Genomic DNA, 24,538 nt, shown 5'->3' with positions numbered 1-24,538 from the left:
ATTATTAGTTCTTGTTAGGATTTCTATAAATAGCTCATGAAAACCGAGCCCATGAAAACCCTCACCATATCCCTCTCGCCTCAGCAGGTGGCGCGGCTGCACGGCGCTGTTGAATCCGGAGCCTATGCCTCCAATAGTGAGGTGGTTCGGGATGCCCTGCGTTTATGGGAGCAGCGTGAAGAAATTCGTCTCTTGGAAATCAACCGTCTCAAGAGAGCATATGACGAAGGCATGGCAAGCGGCGAAGGCCGTGAGGTCGATGCCAAAACGCTTCTGGCGGAGTTGAAGGCGGAAATCCGTCGCGGTGCCTAAGTACATTCTAAGCCCCAAGGCAGAGGAAGATCTGCGCCAAATATGGCGCACAATCGCGCCGGACAATGAGCGGGCAGCGGACGCTCTTCTCACGCAGATTTTGGACAAGGCCGAGCTTGCGTCAGGACAGCCCCTCATGGGATCTCCTCGGCCGGAATTGAGCCCCACACCCGGATTTTGATTGAGGGCCGCTATGTCGTCATCTACGAGCCGATGCCCTATGGCATCTTTGTCATTGCCGTCGTCTACGGGCCGCGCGATGTTGAAAACTGGTTGGGCTGAGACAGGCTCTAAACGCGGCTTGTCTTGATCGAAAGCAAGTCTGCTCAGCTCGGAACGTTCCACCCTATCGATGCGCGGAAAGCACCGCCTCACGCGAGAGATACCCGACGCTCTCGCCATTCTCCGCCTTGACGTCGAGTCCCTGCAGATCATCGGCAAGGATCAGCGCCAGGGCGTCATGGAGACTGGCGCTAGGGTGGATGGAGATAGCGGGAACCTCTGCCGTAGGCGGCGCCATGACGCTTGCCACCTCGATCAGGCTCAGGCGCTTGATCGCCCGGTCCGGCCCAAGGAAGCTTTCCACGAAGTCGTTGGCGGGGCGGGTGAGGATCGCTTCCGGCGTGTCATATTGCAGCAGGCGTCCGTCGCGCATGATGGCGATGCGGTCGCCCATCTTGATCGCCTCGTCGATGTCATGGGTGACGATGACCACGGTCTTGCTGACCTTCTTCAGGATCTGCCGGAATTCGTCCTGCAGCCGCACGCGGGTGATCGGATCGATGGCGCCGAAGGGCTCGTCCATCAGCATGATGGCGGGATCGGCGGCGAGTGCCCGGGCAAAGCCGACGCGCTGACGCTGCCCGCCGGAAAGCTCGTGCGGCAGGCGCTGGCGCATGATCGCCGGATCGAGGCCGACCAGGTCGAGAAGCTCGTCGATCCGACGGTCGGTCTTCACCTTCTCCCAACCGAGCAGGCGCGGCACGGTCGCAACGTTGCGCTCGATCGTCATATGCGGAAACAGCCCGACCTGCTGGATGACATAGCCGATGCTGCGGCGCAGCTCCTTCGGATCGGTTTCCGCCACGTCACGGCCGTTGACCAGCACGCGGCCGCGCGTCGGCGTCTCCAGCCGGTTGATCATGCGCATGGTGGTGGTCTTGCCACAGCCGGAAGGGCCGATCAGCGCGACGGTCGTGCCGGTTTCGATCTCGAGATCGAGGCTGTCGACGGCATGGCGTCCGCTTCCCTCGTAATTCTTGGTGACATGGTCGAGTCGTATCATGGCAATGGCCTTCCGCGGTCATCGTCTTTGGGTGAAAAATCGCTCCAGCCAGCCGAAAAACAGTTCGGCGAGGATGGCGAGAAGGGCGATGGGCAGCGCGCCGACCAGCAGGCGCGGCATGTTCATGATGGCGATGCCGGCATTGATGAAATCGCCGAGTCCGCCGCCGCCGATGAAGGAGGCAAGTGCTGCGCCGCCGATCACCTGGATGGCGCCGGTGCGCACGCCAGCAAGGATCGAGGGCACGGCGAGCGGAACCTCGATTTGCCACAGGATGTCGCGGCGCCCCATCCCCATGCCGTTGGCGGCGTCGAGAAGGGCGGGATCGATTTCCTTGATGCCGACGATGGTGTTGAGCAGAAGTGGTGGCACCGCCAGCACGATCAGCGCGATCACCGAAGGCAGCAGCCCGATACCGAGAAAGGGCATGGTCGCGGACAGGATTGCAAGGCTCGGGATGGACCGCAGCGAGCCGGCGATATTGATGGCGGCGAAAGCGGCGCGCGGCGCGCGGGCAACGACGAAGCCGAGAGGAATGGCGATCACCAGGGCAATGCCGAGCGAGATTGCGCACATCAGCATGTGACGGTTGAAGGCGCTGAAGAACGTGCCGGGATTGCTGATAATCCAGTGGAAGGCGTCGATCAGGATCATCGTCACCTCCCGCTTCGCCGCCGCAGGATCTTTTCGATCGATGCGAAGAGATAGTCGGCGGATAGCGCCAGCGCCGAGGTGAGCAGGCCGCCGGCGAGGATCTTTTCCGGGAAGCGCTGGTCGATGCCTTCGAAGATGATCACGCCGAGCCCGCCGGCATTGATGTAGGCCGCCACCGTGGCGATCCCGATGACGGTGACCGTGGCGATGCGGATGCCGCCGACGATGAACGGCATGGCGAGCGGCAGTTCGATTTCCCAGATACGCCTGATGGTTCCGTATCCCATGCCATGCGCGGCATCCAGCACGTCGCGGGGAATGGATTGAAAACCGAGGCCGATATTGCGGATGAGGATCATCAGCGAATAGGCGGCGAGGCCGGTGATGGCGGGGGCGGCGCCGATGCCGAGCAAGGGGATGAGCAGGGCGAAGAGTGCGAGGCTCGGCACGGCGAAAAGCACGCCCGCGACGATGACGATCGCGCTGAAGGATCGAGGCTTGCGCGCCGCCCATATGCCGACGATCAGCGAGATCACCAATGCGATCCCGACGGACGAGAAGACGAGATAGAGATGTTCCAGGAGTGCTCCGGCCAGCCGGTCGATGTTCTTCGGAACCCATTTCATCGGCGGGTTCCCTTGCTTTGAAAGCGGCGTGTCTGGGGCGGATTCACCAGGATCCTCCCAGGGCTCGGTTGGTATCTCGCGCTCTCACGGGCAGCTGGTCATATTGCGCGATATCCGGCGCCGCGAAGGCCCGCAGTCCGAGGGAAGCGAGGATGGAGCGTCCCTCGTCGCTTCGATGCGCGCCAAGGAGCGCCCGCCGCAGCGCCTCGACTATTTCCGGCGATTGCCCTTTCGCCGCGACCAGCAGGGGAAAGGGCGCCGGTTTGGTCGTCGCCACGATGCGCAGCGGCGCGATCACATCCGGCTCGTGCATGTCCAGCAGTTGATAGGCATAGGCGTCGATCGCGCCGACATCGATCTTGCCGCTGCTGAGTGCGTCGATGACGCCGCGCGGATTGAGAAGCGGGCCGACCGTGTCGTGCACCATGTCTCCATTCGGCAATGCGGCGACGAATTCCCTCGGCGCGTTATAGCCCGACTGTGAATCGCGCACCGTCCAGCCCCATCGCGCCGTTGCAAGATCGCTGCTTGCGAAAGCCGTGTCTCTGGCGGCGACGATGTGGCTCGCATAGACGGGCTGCCCATCTGCCCAGCTCGCAAGCGAAATCGGCGCCGCGAGCGGTATCGGCCGCTCTTCGGGCGCAAGCAGGGAAAAGGGGAAGCCGCACATGAAGACGGCGCCCATGTCTGGCCGCTCCCAGAGCGTGGAAAGTGGTGCCGGAGCCGCGTGGGGGATCACCTGAAGCCCGATGCCGGATTGAGCGCTGATCCACGCAAACAGCCTGTCCCACAGCCCGGTGATGTTCGGGCTGAGATTGTACATCCGCGAGCAGGCGATTGGTGGCACGGGCGTCGTCATGGCCGATCACGCAAACCGCAGGCGCTGGCCGATATTCATTCGCTTGGCCTTGTCGACCATTGCCGCGCCGAGCGCGACATCGGTGGTGCTGAGACCGCGGTGCCAGAAGAGGATGGTTTCGTCGTTGCTCTCGCGGCCGGGCTTCATGCCGGAAACGATCTGGCCGATTTCGGCATGCAGGGTTTCCGCCGTCACCTTGCCCTCGTCGACATGGCGGCGCAGCGCGCCATAGGGGCGGCCGGGACCGCACTGGCCCCAATCGTCGACGACGACCTTGTCCATGATGTCTGTAAGGTCGAATTCCAGCGCGCTCATCGTGCCGTAGGGAACGACGAAGGCACCCTTCTTGACCCAGGCGGTCTTGAAGAGCGGTGTCGGCTCCGGCAGGCGGCTGGCTTCCACCAGGATATCGGCGTCTTTCAGGCAATCTTCCCAATTGTCGGTGACGATGATCGTCTTGCCGAGGTCTCTTTCCAGCCGGGCGGCGAACGCATCGCGACTTTCCGGGCGGCGGGAATGGATGCGGATTTCGTCGAAATCGAAGAGATGATCGAGCAGGCGCACGTTCCAGTAGGACGTGCCGCGCGCGCCGATATGGCCGAGCACCTTGCTGTCCTTGCGGGCGAGATGGCGCGCGCCGATGGCGGTGACCGCGCCGGTGCGCATATCGGTGATCGCGGTGGCGTCGATGATCGCCTTCGGCATGCCGGTGCGCGGATCGAAGAGATTGAGCACCGCCATTTCGGACGGCAGGCCCTGCTTGTAATTGTCGACGAAATCGCCGACCACCTTCACGCCGGCATAATCGAGCGGCTTCACATAGCCGCGCAGCACGTTGAAATGGCCCTTGTCGGAGCTTTCGGGAACGAGATGCACGCGGGGCTCGATGACGGTTTCGCCGCGGCCTTGCGCGTCCAATGCCCTGGTGACGGCATCGAGGATTTCGTCGTTGGTCAGCGCCAGTGCCTTGGCATCGATGGCGTTCAGATAGTCGATCCAGATTTCCTGCATTCCCGTTCTCCAGGGATGCCGCCGCCGGCGGCCACGTCGATTGCTGCGGATTGCCGGCGCTGGTGCCGGGAGGGAGCGCGGCAGGTCCGAGGCCAGCCGCGCTCCCAAACGATCAGGGAAGCAGGCCCTTTTCCTTCAGGAAGGCTTCCGCCACGTCCTTGGGCTCCTCATGGTCGTTCTCGACCTTGGCATTGAGGACGCGCATCGTTGCATTGTCGAGATGGGAGCCGAGCGATTCCAGCACGTCCTTCATCTTCGGGTTAGCGTCCAGTGCCTGCTGGCGGACGACCGGAGCAAGGTAGTAGGGCGGAAAGAGCCCCTTGTCGTCGTCAAGCGCGACCAGTCCTTTTGCGCCGATCTGCCAGTCCGTCGCGGCGCCATTGACGACATCGATGTCCTTCTGGGCAAGTGCGTCGTAGCGCAGGCCGAGCTTGGCGAACTGCTTGAATTCCTTGAATTCCGCACTGTAGACACGCTTCAGGCCGGGCAAACCGTCTGCGCGGTCGGGAAACTCGGCGCCGCCGCCGAAGACCAGAGTGCCCGATACCTTGGCAAGGTCGGACAGCGTCTTCAGCTTGTCGGCGTCGGCCGTTTCCTGACGCACGACGATGACATAGCCATTGTTGATGCCGGTGGGCTTCAGCCAGGTCAGATTGAACTGCTTGGTGTAGAAGTCCTTGACCTCATTATAGACCTTGTCCGGATCCGTAGACATCGTTCCCTTGACGACGGCGGAGAGCGCGGTGCCGGTATATTCCGGATAGAGGTCGATGGCGCCGGTCGTGAGCGCCTGTTGGGCAATCATCGTGCCGCCGAGATTGATCTTGCGCTCGACCTGGAAGCCGGCCTTTTCGAGAAGGGCGGCATACATTTCGGCGAGAATATATTGCTCGGTGAAATTCTTGCTGCCGACCTTGATGGGCTCCGCCGTTGCGGGCTTGAAGGTGGCGGCGGCCATCACGGCGGCGGCGATGGCGGAAAGGATCGATAATTTCATCTTCATTCCCTTTGTTCTAAGTGGCGGATCAATATGGCTTATGCTGGTCAAATCGGGTCCGGCTGAGCTTCAGCCGGCATGTCGTATCAGTTCGGCTATGCGCTCGAAGTCCGGCCCCTGGGCCCGGTCCTCGGTGAGTGGCGGCACGTGTTCGCGGATTTGCCGGTAGACATCCCGCGTTCCCCTGCCGAGTTCGTTTTCCACGCCGCGCAGTTCCACTGCCTGGGCGGAGGCGATGAGTTCTATGGCAACGAGATAGCGGAGCCGGTCGATGATTGCCTCGGTCTTGGCCAGCACGCTCGGCGCCATCGAGGCCTGGTCCTCGACACCATCGGCCACCGGTATGGGCGTCAGCGAGACAGGCGCCGCGAGATGGCGGATTTCCACCTCCAGCGCCGAGACGGTCTTCTGGACCGTGGCAAAACCGGTGCGGCTCTGGCCGAGCGGCGTCAGGAAGCGCGGGAGGTCCGACATGCCGGCCGACATGATCTTCATGGTCCGGTAAGCGGTTCCGGCGGCGCAATGCGCCAGCGCCTGGCCAAGGCGCTCCCAGGAGAGGACGAAGGCGGTCAGGTCGAAATTGCCCTGTGCGACCATCAAACCTTCCTCGACCAGCACGACCGGATTGTCGCCGGAGCTGGCAAGTTCGATCTCGGTTGCCTGCCGGGCCTCGCCGATGGCATGCAGCAGCGCGCCCCAGACCTGCGGCGCACAGCGGTAGCTCAAGGGGTCCTGCAGTCGTCGGGCCGCGGCATCGGCAAGCAGGGAGCTGCCGGTGAGCAGATCGCGCAGGCGGGCGGCCGCTTCGCGCTGGCCGAAGGCCGGTCTCGCGGCCAGTGCCCGGTCGTCGAAGACGCTGACATTGGCGCGAAACGCCTCGAAGTTCAGGGCGACGGCGGCGAGCGACCAGTCGAAGAGCTGTTCGACATCGGCCAGGCAAAGGCAGGCTCTCGCAACGGACAGGCTGTTGGCGACGACGACGGCGTGTCCGTCCTTCGGCATGAGCCGCAAGGGCTCAAGGCCGGCGGCAACCAGCGCTTCGCTTGCCGCCATGACGGAGCCGCCGACTTCGGCCTGACCATGTCCGAGCAGCGCCCGGCCCATATGGGCGAGCGGCGCCAGGTCGGCCGCTCCGATGGAGCCGAGAGAGGGCACGACCGGGTGAAATCCGGCATTCAGGGCCGCGACAAGGCCGGAAAACACCGGCAACGACACGCCGGAGCCGCCAGCCGCCATTCCGGCGATACGGACCGCCATCATCGCGCGCACGACGTCGCGTGGAAGCGGCGCCCCGACGCCAACGGCGCGGGCCTGGGGGACTCGCAACTGGAAGGCGACGAGATCCTCGGCTGCAAGGCGTGTATCGACACCGGCGCCGAGCCCGGTCGTCAATCCGTAGACGGGCAGATCGGCCGCGGTGTAGCGATCGACGACGGCGCGCGCGGCGAGGATCTTTCGCTCGACATCGGGGGAAATCGTCAGCCGGGCATTCCGCCGCGCGATGGCGGCGATGTCGCCGGTTGTCGGAGCGGCTCCCGTGAAGGATACGATGTTGCCGGGAGTGGTCATCCCTGCCTGCCCTCCAGAAGGGCGAGCGGCTTTGCGCGTCCCTTGCCCGAGCGTGCTTCCAGCCGGTACTTGTCGCCGGGATAGGAAAGCAGTGCGCAGGTGACCACGGCATCGCCGGACCAGGTGCGGCGGAAGACCCTGAGGCAGGGTTGATCCGGCTTCATGCCGAGCAGCTTCCTCACCGTCGCGTCCGGCTTCATCGCCTCGACGAAATGTTCGAATTCGGTGATCGGCGCGACCCGCGTCAGATATTCGTTCGGGGTGATCTCGTTGAAATCATTGTCGAGATAGTCGGGCGCCACGACCGGGTTGACATAGCGTTCCTCGACCTGGATCGGCTGCTGGTCTTCGAGATGCACGATGAGCGTGTGCATGACCTCGACGCCCGGTTCCAGATCGAGCGATTGGGCGACGCTCGCATCCGCCTTGATCCGGTCGGCGATCAGCACCTTGGCGGTATGGCGATGACCCCTGCCGGAAATCTCCTCGGCGATGTTCTTGATCTGCAGGAGATCGATATCCTGGCGCTGCGAGGACACGAAGGTGCCGAGGCCGGCCGAGCGCGTCAGCACGCCTTCGAACATCAGTTCGCGCAGCGCCCGGTTGGCGGTCATGCGGCTGACGCCGAAGGATGACACCAGCTCGCTTTCCGAATAGACGCGATCGCCCGGCTTGAGCTTGCCTTCGGCGATCAAGGTCATGATCTTTTCCTTGATACGCAGATAATGCGGCGCATCGCCCGCCGGTTTCGGCTTCGGTGCCGTCATGCCAACCTCGCAGTTCCATGGTCCAGAACGGTAGCCTCGCGCGCGGGAACCCGGGCGCGAAACCGTATGTCCTGGCCTTCTTGCCAAATATCGAATTCCAGCCGGTCGCCGGGAAAGACGACGGCGGTGAAGCGGGCGGCGATAAAGCCGACATCCGCGATGTCATTCGTGCCCAAAGTTTTCCCGATCGCATAGCCCGCATGGCCGAAAGTGCACAGGCCATGCAGGATCGGGCGCTTGAAGCCTGCCAGGGCCGCATAGTCCGGATCGGAATGAAGCGGATTGAGATCGCCGTTCAAGCGGTAGAGAAGAGCGGCATCCTCGGGCACGACGATTGCCAGGCTCGCGTCCGGCCTGCGGTCGGGCAGGGGCGCCAGCGGTTCCGGCGGCGTTCCCGCCGATCCGCATCCGCCGTCGTCGCGACAGGCATTGGTCTGCACGATGGTCGCGACCGGAGTCTCGTCGGCTTGGGTGAGGATCGTTCGCTCGAAGGTCGCGAACATGCCTTTTTCCGGCCCGCGGTCTACGACCGACAGCATGCGCGAGCGCGACTTGAGCGGGATGTCGAGCGGAAGCGGGCGATGGATCGTCAGCCGATGCTCGGAGTGAACGAGGCGCTGCCAGTTGACGCCCGCGTCCTTCATCCAGGAGCCGGCATGGGCAACGACGTTGGCGAGCGTCGGCGCGGGGCGCAGATCATGCTCCTGTACCCGCCGCAGATGGGCCGGATCGAGAGGGGCGGCGCCATAACCGACGGTCAGTGCGTAAAGAATGGCGTCGCGCGCCGTTACCGTCTGCCGGGCTTCCGGAATGGGAAAATCCATGAGCGTTTGCAGCGAGACGGCCATGGTCATGCGCCCGACTTGGCGGCAGGTTTGCGCACGCCGCCGGCCAGCCGGATGCCGCCATCGACGGAGAGCAATTCGCCGGTGACGAACTCGGCGCCCTCGACCAGCCAGACCACCGCGCCGGCGACATCTTCGGGTGTCGCGACCCGTCCAAGCGGCGCGGTATCGGAAAAGCGGTTCGCCAGCGTCTCGTAACCGTCGCTCCCCAGCGTCTGGCGCATCCAGCGGGTATCGATGATGCCGGGACAGACGGCATTGACGCGGATTTCCGGGCCGCAGGTGCGGGCCAGCGCCTTGGTCAGCGCATTGAGCGCCCCCTTGGAGGCGGTATAGGCAAGCGAGGAGCCGCCGCCGGTAAAGGCGACGTTCGACGATACGTTGACGATGGCGCCGGCACCGGTGGCGCGCATGGCCGGCATGGCGGCGCGGCACATCTGGTAGGCGCCGATTACGTTGACGCCGAACACTTTCTGGAAATCCTCGGCCGACAATGTTTCGAGATCGAAGGGATCGGATTTGACGGTGACGGCAGCATTGTTGACCAGCGCATCGAGGCGCCCCCAGCGCTCGACGGCTCTCGCCACCATGGCGCGGCAGGCAGCATCGTCGGAGACATCCGCCTGCACGAGCTCGACCTCGGCGCCGAGTGCCTTGCAGGCGGCGGCGGTTTCCTCCGCCTCGTCGCGGCTGCGGCTATAGTTGACGACGACCCTCGCGCCCTTTTCGGCAAACATGCGCACGCAAGATGCGCCGACGCCGGTCGCCGATCCCGTGACGATGACGACGGCTCCGTCAATCTGCATGGCCGGCCTCCTTCATGGCGGCTGGGTGGAAGAGGCGCGCGTCCATTTGCACGAGCCGGTCGGCAATGGCGACGCCCGGCGGAAGACGATCGATGACGTCGGCTTTCGCATCGATGCCCGGCGCGACCTCCGTCAGTGTCAGGCGGCCGTCTATGACGTGGAAGACCGCACGTTCGGTTATAACGATCTGCTTCTGGCCTTGCGGAGCGGCAGCGGGATCGGAGCTCACCTGCGTGACCCTCTCGACGATCTTGCACGAGCGTCCATCCGTGACGATCGCAAGCCTGCCGTCCTCAATCCGGATATCGGCGCCGCCATGCGAGAAGGAGCCCATATAGACCACCGTGCCGGCGGTCTGCGAGATGTTGGTGAAGCCGCCGACGCCGACGATGGATTTGCCGAAGCGGCTGACATTCACAGCCCCGCGCACATCGACTTCCGCCATGCCGAGGAAGGCGATGTCGAGACCGCCGCCGTCGTAGAAATCGAATTGCGATGCCTGCGGAATGATGGCGCTCGGATTGACGGCGGCGCCAAAGGAAAGTTCTTCGGCCGGAATGCCGCCGATGACGCCGGATTCGATGGTGACGGTATAGTCGTCATAGGCTTCTTCGCTGGCGATACGGCCGATCCCCGCCGCGATGCCGATGCCGAGATTGATCGTCGCATGACCATGGCCGAGAAGCTCTTGAAAGGCCCGGCGCTGAATGACCTTGTCGAGGGAGAGCGGCAAGGGCGGCAATTGGCCGGCGGCGGCCCGGAAGCGGCCGGTATAGGCGATATTGTCGGTTTCGCCGAAGCTGACGCCATGCTGGGCAGGATCGTCGCAGACGACGACGTAGTCCACCAGCATGCCGGGAATGCGCACGTCGGTCGCGACGAGCGAGCCGCGCTCGGCGATGCGCTTGACCTGGACGATGACGATGCCGCCGGAGTTTCGCCCGGCCTGCGCCATGGCGAGGACATCGACGGGAAACGCCTCGTCCTCCATCGTGATATTGCCGTCCTCGTCGGCGGTCGTGCCGCGCAGCAGGACGCAATCCAAGGGCATGGAGGGATAGAGTAGCCAGTCCCGGCCGCGCAGGCTGATCCGCTCCACAAGCTCGGCCGTCGTGCTCTCGTTCATGCGGCCGCCGCCATGGCGGGGGTCCATGAAGGAGCCGAGGCCGATATGGGTGATGACGCCGGGCTGGCCGCTGGCGATGGCGCGATAGAGCTGGGCGATCACGCCCTGCGGCCAGCAATAGGCATCGATCTTTTCCGCCAAAGCCAGTTCGCCAAGCCGTGGGGTGCCGCGCCAGCCGCCGGCGATAACACGCCTGACGAGGCCTTCGTGCCCGAAATGGCCCATGCCGCGCGTCTTGCGGTCGCCGGCGCTGGCGGCAAACAGGAGCGTGAGATCGCGGGGCGCGCGCTCTGCCAGATACCGTTCCTCGACGGCGGCGGAAATGGCTTCGGGATGGCAGCATCCCCCAAATGCGGACGCGGCCACGGTCATGCCGTCTTTCAGAAGAGCCGCCGCATCATTTGAGGTGATGATCTGCATAAATGCATCCATGTCCGGGTTGGCTGTATATACAGGCACACCGAATGAGCGTTTGCAAGGCAATAATTTTCTTTGATTAAAATTTTGGCAGACAACCGTGGCGGTCGATGCGGCGTCCCGCCTGCTCCGCGCTGCGCGCAAGGTTGATATCAAATCGATGGTTTTTATCAAGTTATAAAAGCGGGTTCTCGCTTTGAAATGACGTTCCTTGGAGGGGCTTCACGCATACACAATTAAATGCAGGATTTTGCATATAAAATGGGCATGTGGCGAGCTCGTCTAAAATTTTTGCCATCCCCGTTGCGCGGCCATCGGTTTCGTGTAACCTGTATATACAGGTGGAACAGCAATGGGTGAGCAACGTTGATCACTTTCGAACAAGTAACGAAGCGCTATCACGGTGATGTCGTGGCGGTGAACGAACTCTCGTTCACGGCGCCGACCGGCAAGCTGACCGTGCTTGTCGGGCCTTCCGGCTGCGGCAAGACGACATCGCTGCGCATGATCAATCGTCTCGTGAGCCCGACGTCGGGAACGATCCGTCTGGGTGACGAGCCGACATCGCGCATGGATGAGGCCCTGCTGCGGCGGCGCATCGGCTATGTCATCCAGCATGCCGGTCTCTTTCCGCATCGCACGATCATCGACAATGTGGCGACGACGGCGCGTCTGAACGGCACGCCGAAAAAGCAGGCCCGCGCCATTGCGCTGGAGCTGCTCGAGCGCGTCGGCCTCTCGGAAAGCTTTGCGGATCGCTATCCCTGGCAGCTCTCGGGCGGCCAGCAGCAGCGCGTCGGCGTGGCGCGCGCGCTCGCCTCCAATCCGAAATTCATGCTGATGGACGAACCCTTCAGCGCGGTCGATCCCATCGTCCGCACGCAGCTCCAGGACGAATTCCTCCGCCTGCAGCGCGAAATGGGCAAGACGATCATCATGGTCACCCATGACATCGACGAGGCCCTGAAGCTCGGCGATCAGGTTGCCGTCTTGCGCGTCGGCGGCACGCTGGCCCAGATCGCCACGCCGCAGGAGCTTCTGACCAAGCCGGCCGACGCCTTCGTCGCCAATTTCGTCGGCCGCGACCGCGGCTATCGCTTCCTCGGTTTCGTCGGCGCCAATGGCAGGCTGACCGTCAAGAGCGAGCCGACCGCGCGGCTTGGCGACACGCCGGAGGTGGCACGCGCCGCCGCTAGGGACCGTTGGCTGCTGGTGACGAACGAGCACGGCGAACCGCTCGGCTGGACGGAGCCGGCGAGCCTGAAGGAACCGATCCGCACCGGCGACCTCAATCTCAGCGGCACGCTCGCATCCGCCGATGGCTCCTTGCGCCAGCTTCTCGATGCGGCCCTGAGCTCGCCCAGCCGGCGCGGCATCGTCGTCGACGATAAGGGGCAGCTGATGGGAAGCATCGCGGTCGCCGACCTCGTCTCGCTGCTGGACGGAGCCGAGGACCCGGCCGCTCCGGCAAGGGGAGCCGACCATGCGGTTTGACTGGCTGCTGCGCGAATCCGGCAACATCGCCAACCTCTTCTGGTGGCATGTCGGCCTTTCCGTCATTCCGGTGATCGCCGCCCTCATTCTTTCGCTGCCGCTCGGATGGCTGGCGCATAGAAGCGGGCTGTTCAAATCGGCGATTCTCGGGGCTGCCGGCCTGCTCTATACGATCCCGTCCCTGGCGCTCTTCGTGCTTTTGCCGCTGGTGCTGCACACGAAAATCCTCGATCCGCTAAACGTGATCGTCGCCCTGACGGTCTATTCGCTGGCGCTCTTGGTGCGCACCGTCAGCGACGGTCTGGATGCCGTGCCGCCTGATACGCTGCAGGCGGCCACCGCCATGGGATATCGGGCCTTCCAGCGGTTTTTCATGGTCGAGCTTCCCATCGCCGTGCCGGTCATCGCCGCCGGTCTTCGCGTGGCGCTGGTGTCCAATGTCAGCATCGTCTCGGTCGCCGCCCTGGTGGGAACGCCGCAGCTCGGATTGCTGTTCACGCAGGGGCTCCAGCTTCGCTTCGTGACGCCGCTGATCGCCGGCATCGTCCTTTGCTTGCTTCTTGCCGTCGTCCTCGATGGCCTCGTCATCCTGCTCAATCGCTGGCTGACGCCCTGGCGGCCGAGAAAGGTGTGAGCTCATGATCGATTGGTTTCTCAATCCGGCGCAGTGGCATGGTTCGGGCGGCATTCCGACCCTGCTTGCCCAGCATCTCGGATATAGCTTCATTTCGCTGTTCATCGCGATGGTCATTGCGCTGCCGATCGGCTTCTATGTCGGGCATACCGGCAAGGGCACCTTCCTGATCGCGGGGGCCGCCAACGCCACGCGCGCTCTGCCGAGCCTCGGCCTGATCGTGCTGCTTGTCATCCTCGTCGGTCCCTATTTCAAATCCGATCTCGCCTATCTGGTGCCGAGCATCGCCGTCCTGGTGCTGATCGCGGTGCCGCCGATCATGATGGGGGCCTATTCCGGCATCACCTCGGTGGATCCGGCCGCCGTCGATGCAGCCAGGGGCATGGGTTACCGGCCGCTCGCCTTGCTGTTCAGCGTCGAGCTTCCCTGTGCATTGCCGCTGATCTTTTCAGGCTTCCGCAGCGCGGCCCTGCAGGTGATTTCGACAGCGACAATCGCCGCCTATGTCTCGCTTGGTGGCCTCGGCCGGCTCATCATCGATGGCCGCGCCCAAAACGACTACATGCAAATGGCCGCCGGCGCCGTTCTCGTGGGCATCCTCGCCCTGATCGTCGACCTGTTCTTCGGCCTCGCATCCAGGATCGCAGTCTCGCCCGGCTTGACGCGCCGGACTGTGAAAGGCGCCGCCCGCCGGCGCCAGCTTGTCAACGCAAAACAACGGAACAGCTAGGAAGAACGAACATGATAAAGCGAAACATGCTTGCAATCGGCGCTATCGCCATTTCCGCCCTTCTCGCGGTCGCTCCGCTCGCGCGCGCCGAAGACCCCTTGTCCTCCAGCACGCCGCGCTCGGATACGGATACGATCATCGTCGGCTCCGCCGACTTCCCGGAAAGCCAGCTGCTGGCCAAGATCTATGCCATGGCGCTTGCCGCCAAGGGCATGAAGGTCGACACCAAGCTCAATATCGGCAGCCGCGAAGTCTACATGCCGGCGCTGCTCGACGGTTCGATCGATCTGCTTCCCGAATATGCCGGCGCGACGCTGAGCTATCTCGACAAGAACGCGACCGCGCATGCGCCGAAGGATGTTGTCGAGGCGCTCGGCAAGGTGCTCCCGAAGGGCATCTCGATGCTCGCCGCATCCGATGCCCAGGATTCGGACGTGCTTGCCGTCACTGAGGAAACCGCGAAGAAATACTCCCTGACCTCGATCGAGGATCTGAAGCCGGTCGCCGGCGAACTCATCCTCGGCGGTCCGCCGGAATGGAAGACCCGCAAGGAAGGCGTCGTCGGCCTGAAGGATGTCTACGGCCTGGAATTCAAGGATTTCAAAACCCTTGACGTCGCCGGCCCGCTGACCCTTTCGGCCCTGACCAACGGCCAGGTCCATGCCGCCGACATGACCTCGACCGACCCGGCCATGAAGGCGAGCAAGCTCGTGGCGCTGAAGGACACGAAGAACCTGTTCCCGGCCCAGAACATCCTGCCGATCATCGCCGCCAGCAAGATCAGCGACAAGGTCACCGCGACCCTCAACGCCGTCTCCGCCGCACTGACGACTGAGGACCTGATCGAAATGAACGGCCGTCTCGCCAATCAGGAGAGCTTCGACACCGTTGCCGGCGATTGGCTGGCGAAGAACAAGCTGAATTGATCGATACCCCGGCGGCCGAGCATATGTTCGGCCGCCGGCATCCGCATAGAGGGAAATAGCGAGCCGCTTTCTCCGGACAGGGAAGGCTGGCGTCCGTCCAAGGGAGGGCGGAAATGACACATAGCGATCAATCGTCACAAAGCTCCACCACCGTCACGCTCGGCACCGTGCCGACCACGATCGAGGAGATCGCGGCGATCGCCATGGGAGCCAAGGTCGCACTTTGCCGCGACGCCATCGCCGGCATGAGCAGGGTCCAGCAGCATCTCCTCAAGGCGATCGAGAATAACGTGCCCATCTACGGTCTGACGACCGGGGTCGGCGATCTCTACACCGTCAAGCTCAAGCCCGAAGACATGTCGCAGATGCAGCTCAATACGCTGCTCAGCCATGCAAGCGGCATGGGTGAGCCGCTCGATCCGCCGGCCGTGCGCGCCATCATGGCGACGATGATCAAGGCACTTTTGCAGGGCTGTAGCGGCGTCAGCGCCGGGCTTGTCGAGACCATGAGCGAGATGCTCAATCGCGGCGTCATCCCCTGGTCGCCGGCAAAAGGCTCGGTCGGCTATCTGATCACCACTTCGCATATCGGTCTCGTCATTTTTGGCGAGGGGCGCGCCTGGTACGAAGGCGAGCTGCTGCCCGGACGCGAGGCGATGACCCGCGCCGGCATTGCCATCAAGGCGCCCGGTCCCCGCGAAGGTCATGCGCTGATCAGCGGCACCTATGAAATTACCGGTATCGGCGCGCTCGCTGTCCATCGGGCCGAGCAGCTGGTCGCGCTCGCCGATGTCGCCGGCGCCATGAGCCTGGAGGCGCTGAAGGGCAACAGCCGGGGCTATGACGAACGCCTGCAGCGGATGCGGCCGCATCCCGGCCAGGCAGAGACGGCAAGCCGGCTGCGAAGCCTGCTGTCGGATAGCGAGGTGCTGGCCAAGCATCGCGATCATCGCCTTCAGGATGCGCTCAGCCTGCGCTGCATTCCGCAGGTCCATGGCGGCGTGCGCGACGCGCTCGCTTATTGCCGCGATGTCCTGACCATCGAGATCAATTCCGTGACCGACAACCCCGTTTTCGTCATCGAGGACGACGAGCTGATACCGCTGCCGGGCGGCAACGGCCATGGCGCGCCGACGGCGCTGGCGCTGGATGTGCTGGCGATCGCAATCGCTCATGTCAGCACCATGTCGCAGGCAAGGTCCGACCGCCTGACCAATGGCCATATCAGCGAGCTGCCGCCGTTCCTCATGGGCGCGAGCGGCGCCAATTCGGGTTTCATGATCCCGCCCTATGCGGCCGCCGCCATCGCCGGCGACAATCGCAGCCTCGCCGCACCGGCGTCGGTGCATACGGTGACCACCTGCGCCAGCCAGGAGGACCATGTGAGCATGGGTGTCTCTGCGGCAATGCAGGCGCGCACGGCGGCCGATAATCTCGCCGATATCCTGACGATCGAGTTGATCTGCGCTGCTCAGGGACTGGAGTTCCATCGTCCTTTGCGGCCGGGCAAGGGCACGGGCGCGGCCTATGACGCGATCCGGCAAGTCGTTCCGCCGCGCGACAGCGACCGCGCCATGTATCCGGAATTGCAGGCCGTCCGCGGCCTCATCGACAACGGAACCATCGCGAGGGCTGTCGATCGTGCCCTTGCAGTCAACGTTTAAGAGCTTGGAGACTTCCGTGACCGAAGCAACGCAGGCCCTACGGCCGCTGGATGGAATAAAGGTGCTGGATCTGGCGCGCGTGCTTGCGGGGCCTCTGTGCTCGGCCATGCTCGGCGATCTCGGCGCAACCGTGACCAAGATCGAAATCCCCGATCATGGTGACGATTCCCGTGCCTTTTCCCCGCATGTCGGCGGCGAGAGCAGCTATTTCATGCTGGTCAATCGCGGCAAGAAGAGCGTCACGCTCGATCTGAAATCGGATGAGGGCCGCGAACTGCTGCTCGGACTGATCAAGCAGGCCGATATTCTCGTCGAGAATTTCCGGCCTGGGGTCACGGCGCGTTTGGGCATCGACTACGAGGCCGTGAAAGCGCTCAATCCGCGCCTGATCTATGTCAGCATTTCCGGCTTCGGCCAGGACGGCCCTCTTGCGCACCGTGCCGCTTATGATCACGTCGTCCAGGCGATGGGCGGCATCATGTCCGTGACCGGCTGGCCGGATGGCCCGCCGACGCGCATCGGCGACGCGATCGGCGATGTCGTGGCAGGCATCTACGGCTCCTGGGGCGCGCTTGCGGCGCTGCTTCAGCGCGATCGCACCGGCAAGGGGCAGCATGTCGATGTCGCCATGCTCGATTCCATCATGTCCCTGCAGATGGTCTCGCTGTCGCAGATCACCGGCGGCAAGGGCGCACCCGGCCGGGTCGGCAATGCGCATCCGATCAGCGCGCCGATGGATTCCTATCAGGCCTCGGATGGCTATGTGGTGATCGCCGTTGCCAATGACGCACTCTTTGCCCGACTGGCGCGGGCGCTCGGCAATCCCGGCTTGACGGATGATCCACGCTTCAAGACCGACCCGGACAGGCTGAGGCATCAGGAAGAGTTGCGATCCGTCATCGAGAGCTGGACGCGCACCCGCTCGACGGAGGAGGTGACGCAACTGCTCGACGAGGCGGGTGTTCCGGCCGCACCGATCTACGACCTCGCTCAGGCGCTCGCCACGCCGCATGCACAGCACCGTCAGCTGTTGCACACCGTGCAGCATCGCAATGCCGGCGCATTCCAGGTCATGCCACAGCCGGTCCGCTTCAGTGGCATTGCCTCCGGCGGAGATTATGTCGCGCCGACCCTGGGGCAGCATACGGATGCGGTGTTGAGCGGTGAGCTGGGGCTGGATGGCCCCGATATCGAGAGCCTCCGGTTGCGGGGAGTGATTTGACCATGCCGCAGGATATCAACGACAAGACCCGCATCCGGCCGAAAGTCGCCGTCCTCGGCGCGGGCACGATGGGCGCCGGCATCGCCGGTGTGTTTGCCGCGCAAGGCTATCCTGTCGCCGTCTATTCCCGCAGCGCGGAGACGCTCGACAAGGCAAAGAGCCGGATCGTCCCCATCGCCGGCGAAGCGGCGGTCACGTACACGACTTCGATCGCGGATTGCGTTACCGGCGCCGGCATCGTCAGCGAGAATCTCGCGGAAGACGTCACGCTGAAGCAGCGTATCTTCGGCGAGGTCGAGGCCCTGGCGCCGGCCGATTGCCTTCTGACGACGAATACCTCCAGCGTTCCGATCACCCTGATCGCGGCGGGGCTTGCCCGGCCGGAGCGGGTCGTCGGCATTCACTGGTTCAATCCGCCGGCGGTCATGCCGCTGGTCGAGATCGTTCGCGGCGAGAAAACCTCGGATGAGGTCGTCGACCGTGCCCGCGCGCTCTGCGCCGATATCGGCAAGGACGTGATCGAGGTGAAGACCGATATAGCAGGCTTCGTCGTCAACCGGCTGCAATATGCGATCCTGCGCGAAGCGCTGCATCTCGTCGAAGTGGGCGCGGCCTCGATCGAGGATGTCGACCGGGCGGTCGAGACCACACTCGCGCCGCGCTGGTCGGCGGCAGGGCCGCTCAGGCTGATGGATATGGCGGGTCTCGACACGGTCGAGAAAGTGTCGCGCATTCTGATGCCGGCGCTCGATCGCAGCGAAGGCATACCCTCGCTGGTGAGCCGCCTATGCGAAGAGGGTGCTTTCGGAACGAAGAGCGGTCGCGGTTTTTACGACTGGACGGCGGAAGAGGTTGCTGCCGCGATCGCGCGCCGCGACGATACCGTCCGCTTGCTGACGGAAAGGCGCAAGGCATGACATCCTCCCTCGTCAAAACCGAGAAACATGACGGCTTTGCTTGCATCATCCTCGACCGACCGGCCAAGCGGAATGCGCTCAATATCGAGATGCTCACCGGGCTTGTCGACGCGCTGCGCGACTGCCAGGCGGACCCGGCTGTGCGCGCGATCGTCATCAGCGGCAGCGAGCGCGGCTTTGCCGCCGGCGCCGATATCGGATCGCTCGCCGCGGCCAGCCCCATCGAGCTTTACACCAGCGGTTTCAGCGAGAAATGGGACGAGGTGGCGGCCATCACCAAGCCGCTCATCGCCGCGATTTCAAGCTATGCCCTTGGCGGCGGTCTTGAGCTGGCGCTGATCTGTGACATCGTCGTCGCCGACCGCACGGCGCTGTTCGGCCTGCCGGAAACCGCGATCGGCACCATACCCGGCGCCGGCGGAACCCAGCGCCTGGTGCGCGCCGTCGGCAAGTCCATGGCGATGGAGATGGTTCTGGCCGGGCGAAAGCTCGATGCCGAGGAGGCGAGAGCCTGCGGCCTGATCAGCAGCATCGCCGCCGATGGCGAGACGGTGGAGGCGCATGCCTGCGCGATTGCAGACCGCATCGCGAAAGCAGCCCCTCTTGCCGTGGTGATGGCCAAGGCCGCCGTGCTCGAAAGTTTCGAGACACCGCTATCGGCCGGCATTCGCTACGAGCGTTCGCTCTCGGCCCTGATCGCGGCAAGCGACGACCGGGCGGAAGGAATGCGTGCCTTCGCTGCGAAGGAACCGCCGCAGTTCAAGGGACGGTGAGCTCTGCTCAGAAGTTAGTCTAGGCGACGCTTGCGCGTTTCACATGGTTGCGCCGAGCTGCCAGGGTACGAATTCGTTGCGGCCGTAGCCGAGCAATTCGGATTTCGAGCGCTTGCCGGAGGCGGTTTCCAGGATGGACTGGAAGATCTCGCGGCCCTTTTCCTCGATGGATACGCCGTCGATGATATCGCCGCAATTGATGTCCATGTCCTCTTCCATCCGCGTGAACAGATCGGAATTGGTGGCAAGCTTGAGCGACGGCGTCGGCTTGCAGCCGTAGGCCGAGCCCCGGCCGGTAGTGAAGCAGAGGACATTGGCGCCGCCTGCCACCTGACCGGTCGCGGCGACAGGATCGTAGCCGGGCGTGTCCATATAGACAAAACCCTTGCGGTCGATGCGTTCGGCATAGCGATAGACGCCGCGCAGGGTGGAGCTGCCGCCTTTGGCGACGGCGCCGAGGGATTTCTCCAGAATAGTCGTGAGCCCACCGGCCTTGTTGCCGGGCGAGGGGTTGTTGTTCAGCTCGCCACCCGTTTTGGCGGCGTAATCGCGCCACCAGTCGATCAGGTCGACGATCTTCTGACCGACCTCCGGGCTTTCCGCCCGCCGGGTCAGCAGGTGTTCGGCGCCATAGATCTCCGGCGTCTCCGACAGGATCGCGGTGCCGCCATGGCGCACGAGAATATCGACGGCCGCGCCCAGTGCAGGATTGGCAGTCAGGCCGGAATAACCGTCCGAGCCGCCGCATTGCAGCGCCAGCATTAGCTCCGAGGCCGGAACCGTCTCGCGCACCGATCTGTTGGCAAGCGGCAGCATCTCGCGGATTTTCTCGACGCCCATCATTACCGATTTACGGGTGCCGCCGACCTCCTGGATCGTCAGGCTCTGAAAATGATCGCCCTCGGCAATGCCGTAGGTCTTCTTCAGGCGTGGGATCTGAAAGACCTCGCAGCCAAGCCCGATCAGCAGGATGGCGGAGAAATTCGGATGGCTGGCATAGCCCCATTGTGTTCTGGCCAGCAGGTCGTATTCCTCGCCCTTGCTGCCCATGCCGCATCCGGTCCCATGGGTGAAGGGAACGACGCCGTCTATATTGGGATAATCGGCAAGGATGCCGGAGCGCGTGATCTCGTCGGCGATGAAATCGACGACGGTGGCGGAACAGTTCACCGAGCTGAGGATGCCGATATAGTTGCGTGTGCCGACACGCCCATCGGCGCGGCGGAAGCCTTGAAAGGTCGCCGCACTTTCGCCGGGCAGAAGTCCGCGATCGGACTTCGCTTCGGAGGCAAAGGCATAGTCGCGCTCGAAATCATGGATCGCGACATTGTGCTCGTGCACCCAGTCGCCTGGCTGGATATCGCTTGTGGCAAAGCCGATGATCTGGCCGAATTTGCGGATCGGTTCGCCGGTTGCGATCGGCTGGATAGCGATCTTATGACCGCGCGGGACGGCTGCCGCGACCGTGACGCCGCCGTCGATCACCTTGCCTCGCGACAGGCTTTCGATGGCAATGACGACATTGTCGGCCTCATGGAGGCGAAGCGTGCGCGGCGCGGCCATGCGATCACACCTCCAGAATGGCTTTGATGACGCCGGCTTCGGGGCGCAGCCATTCGGTGAAGAGCGCGGGAGCATCGGAAAACGCGCCGCGATGGGTGTTGAGGGCTGCCGTCGGCACGCGCCCCGCCTCCATCTGCTTCACCACTTCGGCAAAGTCGTCCGGCTGCGCGTTGCGGCTGGCAAACAGCGTCGTCTCGCGCTTGTGGAATTCCGGATCGGAGAAGGTGATGTCCTGACGCACGAGGCTGACGAGGACATAGCGCCCGGCATGGGCGACGAAGCCGAAGCCGCGCTGCATGGCACCGGCATTGCCGGTGGCGTCGATGACGACATCGAAGAAATCGCCATCCGTCAGGCGCTTGGCCTGCGCCTCCGCGTCTTCATTGGCGAGAAGGGTCCTGTCGGCGCCGAGCGCGCTGGCGGTGAAGGCGAGGCGGTCCTCGCGCATGTCCATCACGGTCACGTCGGCGCCACGCGCCTTGGCGAAGATGATCGCCGACATGCCGATCGGCCCCGAGCCGACGACAAGAACGCGATCGGAGGCCTGGATGTTGCCGCGCTTGACGCCATGGGCGCCGATCGCCAGGAATTCGATCATTGCCGCCTGGTCGAGCGAGGCCTTGCCGACCGAGACGACATTCTGTTCGGGAACGCACAGATATTCGCACATGCCGCCATCCTTGTGCACGCCGAGCACGGCGATGTTCTGGCAGGCATTGGTCACGCCGCGGCGGCAAGCCACGCATTTGCCGCAGGAGAGATAGGGGACGATATAGACATTGTCGCCCTTCTTCAGCCGCGCCGACCCCTGTGCATCCTCGACGGTGCCCGAGAGCTCATGGCCCATGACGCGCGGATATTCGAGGAAGGGGTGCTTGCCTTGGAAGATATGGAAATCGGTCCCGCATATGCCGACACGCTTGATGCGGACGAGCACCTCGCCATCCGCCGGAACGGGAATATCCCGCTCGATCAGAGACAATCGGCCCGGCTCGTTGCAGATCAATGTTTTCATCGTTCACTCCTTGTCCGCAGGGGCCAGCCCGCTCGAACCGCTTCATCGGATTGCAGGGAGCGCCGAATGATCGGCGCTCCGGTTTTCTCGGCAATATATGGTTTACGTCTTCGGCATCTCGGCCGGAAGTGCCACGCCATTATACTTCTGATAGATCGCGCTGAGCTTGCCGTTGGCAAGGTTCTTGGCGATCCATTCGTTCAGCGTCGCCTTCAGCGGGTCGTCGCCCTTGCGCAGGCCGATGGCGTAGGGATTGGTCTTGAGCACCAGCTTGACCTCGAGCGGGTCGTTCGTGCGGCGCTGGTTGACGGCGGCCATGATCTGCGGCGAGGACGCCATGATGTTGACCTGGCCGGACACCAGCGCGGTGATCAGCGTCGCGTCATCGTCGTAGCGCACCATTTCGGCGCCCTGCGCTTCCGTCGTCGCGACCTTGTCGTTGGTCGAGCCGCGCGTCGTGCCGAGGCGCTGGCCGACGACATCCTGCAGGGTCTTGATGTCAGTGCTCTTCGGTGCGGCGATGACGATCTGGATAACGCCATAGGCATCGGTGAAATCGATGACCTTCTTGCGCTCCTCGTTGACGCTGAAGGACGCCATGACGATGTCGGCCTTGCTCGTCAGCAGGAAGGGCACGCGGTTCGGGCTTGTGACCGGCACGATCTCTAGCGGAAAACCGAGATCGGTGGCCAGAAGATTGGCGGTCTCGACATCCGAGCCGGTCGGCTGCATCGCTGCGTCGCTCATGCCAAATGGCGGCGAGCCGAGATCGACCGCAATTAGCAGCTTCTTCCGTGTCTTGATGGTCTCCAGCGTATCGGCCAGAGCCTGGCGCGCATTGATACTGAGGAATGTTGCGCCGGCGAGCGCGCCAGTCATGCCTGCAAGGAAAGTTCTACGTTTCATGGTCTCCACCCTTTTGTCCTTCCAACAAAATCTCTTCCCAGTTCGACCTCAGAGGCCGCTGCCCACGAATTCCCGCAATTCCGTCGTCTGCGGATTGTCCAGCATGGCACCCGGTCCGGTTTCCCAGACCTGGCCCTGATGCATGTAGACGACCTTCGATGCGACCTTGCGGGCAAAGGCCATTTCATGCGTGACGAGGATCATCGTCATCCCGCCGCGGGCCAGATCCTCCATGACTTTCAGCACCTCGCCGGTGAGCTGCGGATCGAGCGCGGAGGTCACCTCGTCGAAGAGCATCAGCTTTGGCTTCATGGCCAGCGACCGGGCGATCGCCACGCGCTGCTGCTGGCCGCCGGAGAGCTGTTCCGGATAATGTTCGGCCTTGGCTTCGAGACCGACGCGGGCGAGCACCTCACGCGCCAGATCGCGGGCGGCGGCCTTGCCGAGCTTCTTCACGCAGGTCGGCGCGAGCATGATATTCTGCTCCGCCGTCAAGTGAGGAAACAGATTGTAGCTCTGGAAGACGATGCCGACGTCGCGGCGCAGCGCGCTCTTGTTGAGCTTGGGGTCGTGGACCGCATGGTCGCAGACCTCGATCGTGCCGCTCTCGATGGTCTCGAGCGCATTGATGCAGCGCAATGCCGTCGATTTGCCGGAGCCGGACTGGCCGATGACGGCGGCAACCTCGCCGCGCCCGACCTCGAAGGACACACCATTCAGAACCTTGACGCTGCCGAAGGCCTTGTGAACATTGGCGAGCTTAACGATTGCTGACATTGAGCTTCCTCTCGAGATTGCGGCTCCATACGGAGAGCGGAAAGCACATGGCGAAGTAGAATACTGCCACCACGATGAAGACGGTGAAGGGTTCGAAGATCGAATTGTTGATGAGCTTGCCGGCCTGCGACAGTTCGACGAAACCGACGACGGAGGCGAGCGAGGTGTTCTTGACGATCTGCACGAGGAAGCCGACGGTCGGCGGCGTGGCGATGCGCAGCGCCTGTGGCAGGATGACCTTGATCAGGCGCTGCCAGCGCGACAGCGCCAGACATTCCGCCGCCTCCCATTGCGTCTTCGGCACGGATTCAATGCATCCGCGCCAGATCTCGCCAAGGAAGCCGGAGGAATAGATCGTCAGGCCGGCGGCGGCTGCGACGATTGCCGGAACCTGATCGAAGCCGAGGATCGCGATGCCGAAATAGAGGAGGAAGAGCAGCACGAGCAGCGGCGTGCCCTGGACGAGCTGGATGTAGCCCGCTGCCAGCGTCCGCAGCGCGGTCACGCTGCTGATGCGCGCCAGCGCCACGAGGAAGCCGAGAGCGCCGCCGCCGATGAAGGCGATCGCAGAGAGCCCGATGGTCCAAAGCGCTGCCCAGCTTAGGAATTCCAGATGAACGAAACCGAATGTTGTCATCGCCGC

The 24,538-nt window shown here is 63.6% G+C and carries 26 protein-coding genes; 10 read left to right on the top strand and 16 right to left on the bottom strand.

Features of this window, described 5'->3' with window-relative positions:
- Nucleotides 1–51: 51 nt before the first annotated feature.
- Complete coding sequence (locus FHX11_RS13765; RefSeq protein ID WP_184358183.1) at nt 52–312, top strand: type II toxin-antitoxin system ParD family antitoxin; 261 nt, start codon at nt 52–54, stop codon at nt 310–312.
- The gene (locus FHX11_RS29925; RefSeq protein ID WP_348649704.1) at nt 305–493 is read left to right on the top strand and encodes a type II toxin-antitoxin system RelE/ParE family toxin; all 189 of its coding nucleotides are present in this window, start codon (nt 305–307) and stop codon (nt 491–493) included. Before FHX11_RS13765 ends, FHX11_RS29925 begins: the two co-directional genes overlap by 8 nt.
- Nucleotides 494–658: 165 nt before the next feature.
- Here FHX11_RS29925 and FHX11_RS13755 read toward each other — a convergent pair whose 3' ends face one another.
- The 11 genes from FHX11_RS13755 to FHX11_RS13705 all read right to left on the bottom strand — a co-directional run bounded on the left by FHX11_RS13755 (nt 659) and on the right by FHX11_RS13705 (nt 11,277).
- A complete protein-coding gene (locus tag FHX11_RS13755) occupies nt 659–1,597 on the bottom strand; it encodes an ATP-binding cassette domain-containing protein (protein WP_184358182.1) in 939 nt (312 codons plus the stop codon).
- Nucleotides 1,598–1,615: 18 nt separating this feature from the next.
- Nucleotides 1,616–2,251 carry an ABC transporter permease gene (locus tag FHX11_RS13750; protein ID WP_184358181.1) on the bottom strand — a complete coding sequence of 212 codons (636 nt, stop codon included), beginning with the start codon at nt 2,249–2,251 and terminating at the stop codon, nt 1,616–1,618.
- 2 nt (nt 2,252–2,253) lie between these two features.
- Nucleotides 2,254–2,877 carry an ABC transporter permease gene (locus FHX11_RS13745; protein ID WP_184358180.1) on the bottom strand — a complete coding sequence of 208 codons (624 nt, stop codon included), beginning with the start codon at nt 2,875–2,877 and terminating at the stop codon, nt 2,254–2,256.
- A gap of 43 nt (nt 2,878–2,920) precedes the next feature.
- Nucleotides 2,921–3,736 (bottom strand): PhnD/SsuA/transferrin family substrate-binding protein, encoded by an 816-nt coding sequence (locus FHX11_RS13740; protein WP_246780979.1) that lies wholly within the window; start codon nt 3,734–3,736, stop codon nt 2,921–2,923.
- A 6-nt stretch (nt 3,737–3,742) separates the two neighbouring features.
- Nucleotides 3,743–4,747 carry an ornithine cyclodeaminase family protein gene (locus tag FHX11_RS13735; RefSeq protein WP_184358179.1) on the bottom strand — a complete coding sequence of 335 codons (1,005 nt, stop codon included), beginning with the start codon at nt 4,745–4,747 and terminating at the stop codon, nt 3,743–3,745.
- 112 nt (nt 4,748–4,859) lie between these two features.
- Entirely contained in the window at nt 4,860–5,750 is an 891-nt protein-coding gene (locus tag FHX11_RS13730; RefSeq protein WP_184358178.1) for a glycine betaine ABC transporter substrate-binding protein, read from the bottom strand.
- 63 nt (nt 5,751–5,813) lie between these two features.
- Nucleotides 5,814–7,313 (bottom strand): histidine ammonia-lyase, encoded by a 1,500-nt coding sequence (gene hutH / locus FHX11_RS13725; RefSeq protein ID WP_184358177.1) that lies wholly within the window; start codon nt 7,311–7,313, stop codon nt 5,814–5,816.
- Nucleotides 7,310–8,080 (bottom strand): histidine utilization repressor, encoded by a 771-nt coding sequence (gene hutC / locus FHX11_RS13720; protein ID WP_184358176.1) that lies wholly within the window; start codon nt 8,078–8,080, stop codon nt 7,310–7,312. Before hutC ends, hutH begins: the two co-directional genes overlap by 4 nt.
- Entirely contained in the window at nt 8,077–8,934 is an 858-nt protein-coding gene (locus FHX11_RS13715) for a MaoC family dehydratase (protein WP_246780978.1), read from the bottom strand. The genes hutC and FHX11_RS13715 overlap by 4 nt, the downstream gene beginning before the upstream one ends.
- The gene (locus tag FHX11_RS13710; protein WP_184358175.1) at nt 8,931–9,731 is read right to left on the bottom strand and encodes an SDR family oxidoreductase; all 801 of its coding nucleotides are present in this window, start codon (nt 9,729–9,731) and stop codon (nt 8,931–8,933) included. The genes FHX11_RS13715 and FHX11_RS13710 overlap by 4 nt, the downstream gene beginning before the upstream one ends.
- Nucleotides 9,721–11,277, bottom strand: a complete 1,557-nt coding sequence (locus tag FHX11_RS13705) for a CoA-transferase (RefSeq protein ID WP_184358174.1) — start codon at nt 11,275–11,277, stop codon at nt 9,721–9,723. The genes FHX11_RS13710 and FHX11_RS13705 overlap by 11 nt, the downstream gene beginning before the upstream one ends.
- 363 nt (nt 11,278–11,640) lie before the next feature.
- On the opposite strand from FHX11_RS13705, the gene FHX11_RS13700 reads away from it, so the two are divergent.
- The 8 genes from FHX11_RS13700 to FHX11_RS13665 all read left to right on the top strand — a co-directional run bounded on the left by FHX11_RS13700 (nt 11,641) and on the right by FHX11_RS13665 (nt 19,634).
- Nucleotides 11,641–12,768, top strand: coding sequence for an ATP-binding cassette domain-containing protein (locus FHX11_RS13700; protein ID WP_184358173.1), 1,128 nt, complete (start codon nt 11,641–11,643; stop codon nt 12,766–12,768).
- On the top strand, nt 12,758–13,402 hold the full coding sequence (locus FHX11_RS13695) for an ABC transporter permease (RefSeq protein ID WP_184358172.1): 645 nt from the start codon (nt 12,758–12,760) through the stop codon (nt 13,400–13,402). Before FHX11_RS13700 ends, FHX11_RS13695 begins: the two co-directional genes overlap by 11 nt.
- 4 nt (nt 13,403–13,406) lie before the next feature.
- Nucleotides 13,407–14,132: an ABC transporter permease gene (locus FHX11_RS13690; RefSeq protein WP_184358171.1), complete on the top strand. Its 726-nt coding sequence runs from the start codon at nt 13,407–13,409 to the stop codon at nt 14,130–14,132.
- Nucleotides 14,133–14,143: 11 nt separating this feature from the next.
- Nucleotides 14,144–15,058, top strand: coding sequence for an ABC transporter substrate-binding protein (locus FHX11_RS13685; RefSeq protein WP_184358170.1), 915 nt, complete (start codon nt 14,144–14,146; stop codon nt 15,056–15,058).
- Between the two features lie 113 nt (nt 15,059–15,171).
- Nucleotides 15,172–16,722, top strand: coding sequence for a histidine ammonia-lyase (locus FHX11_RS13680; protein ID WP_184358169.1), 1,551 nt, complete (start codon nt 15,172–15,174; stop codon nt 16,720–16,722).
- A gap of 16 nt (nt 16,723–16,738) precedes the next feature.
- Entirely contained in the window at nt 16,739–17,944 is a 1,206-nt protein-coding gene (locus FHX11_RS13675; RefSeq protein ID WP_184358168.1) for a CoA transferase, read from the top strand.
- Nucleotides 17,945–17,946: 2 nt separating this feature from the next.
- The gene (locus tag FHX11_RS13670) at nt 17,947–18,861 is read left to right on the top strand and encodes a 3-hydroxyacyl-CoA dehydrogenase family protein (protein ID WP_184358167.1); all 915 of its coding nucleotides are present in this window, start codon (nt 17,947–17,949) and stop codon (nt 18,859–18,861) included.
- The gene (locus FHX11_RS13665; protein WP_184358166.1) at nt 18,858–19,634 is read left to right on the top strand and encodes an enoyl-CoA hydratase-related protein; all 777 of its coding nucleotides are present in this window, start codon (nt 18,858–18,860) and stop codon (nt 19,632–19,634) included. The genes FHX11_RS13670 and FHX11_RS13665 overlap by 4 nt, the downstream gene beginning before the upstream one ends.
- Before the next feature lie 39 nt (nt 19,635–19,673).
- On the opposite strand, the gene FHX11_RS13660 is transcribed toward FHX11_RS13665, so the two are convergent.
- The 5 genes from FHX11_RS13660 to FHX11_RS13640 all read right to left on the bottom strand — a co-directional run bounded on the left by FHX11_RS13660 (nt 19,674) and on the right by FHX11_RS13640 (nt 24,532).
- A complete protein-coding gene (locus FHX11_RS13660) occupies nt 19,674–21,197 on the bottom strand; it encodes an altronate dehydratase family protein (RefSeq protein WP_184358165.1) in 1,524 nt (507 codons plus the stop codon).
- Between the two features lie 4 nt (nt 21,198–21,201).
- Nucleotides 21,202–22,212, bottom strand: a complete 1,011-nt coding sequence (locus FHX11_RS13655) for a zinc-binding alcohol dehydrogenase family protein (protein ID WP_184358164.1) — start codon at nt 22,210–22,212, stop codon at nt 21,202–21,204.
- Nucleotides 22,213–22,314: 102 nt separating this feature from the next.
- Nucleotides 22,315–23,118: a transporter substrate-binding domain-containing protein gene (locus FHX11_RS13650; protein ID WP_210292427.1), complete on the bottom strand. Its 804-nt coding sequence runs from the start codon at nt 23,116–23,118 to the stop codon at nt 22,315–22,317.
- Between the two features lie 48 nt (nt 23,119–23,166).
- Nucleotides 23,167–23,895, bottom strand: a complete 729-nt coding sequence (locus FHX11_RS13645; RefSeq protein WP_210292426.1) for an amino acid ABC transporter ATP-binding protein — start codon at nt 23,893–23,895, stop codon at nt 23,167–23,169.
- The gene (locus tag FHX11_RS13640) at nt 23,879–24,532 is read right to left on the bottom strand and encodes an amino acid ABC transporter permease (RefSeq protein WP_184358162.1); all 654 of its coding nucleotides are present in this window, start codon (nt 24,530–24,532) and stop codon (nt 23,879–23,881) included. The genes FHX11_RS13645 and FHX11_RS13640 overlap by 17 nt, the downstream gene beginning before the upstream one ends.
- Between the last annotated feature and the right edge of the window lie 6 nt (nt 24,533–24,538).

This window comes from Rhizobium sp. BK602 (assembly GCF_014195095.1).
Lineage (GTDB): Bacteria > Pseudomonadota > Alphaproteobacteria > Rhizobiales > Rhizobiaceae > Rhizobium.
The sequence above is the reverse complement of the archived record's forward strand: the minus strand, read 5'-3'. Positions and strand labels throughout refer to the sequence as shown.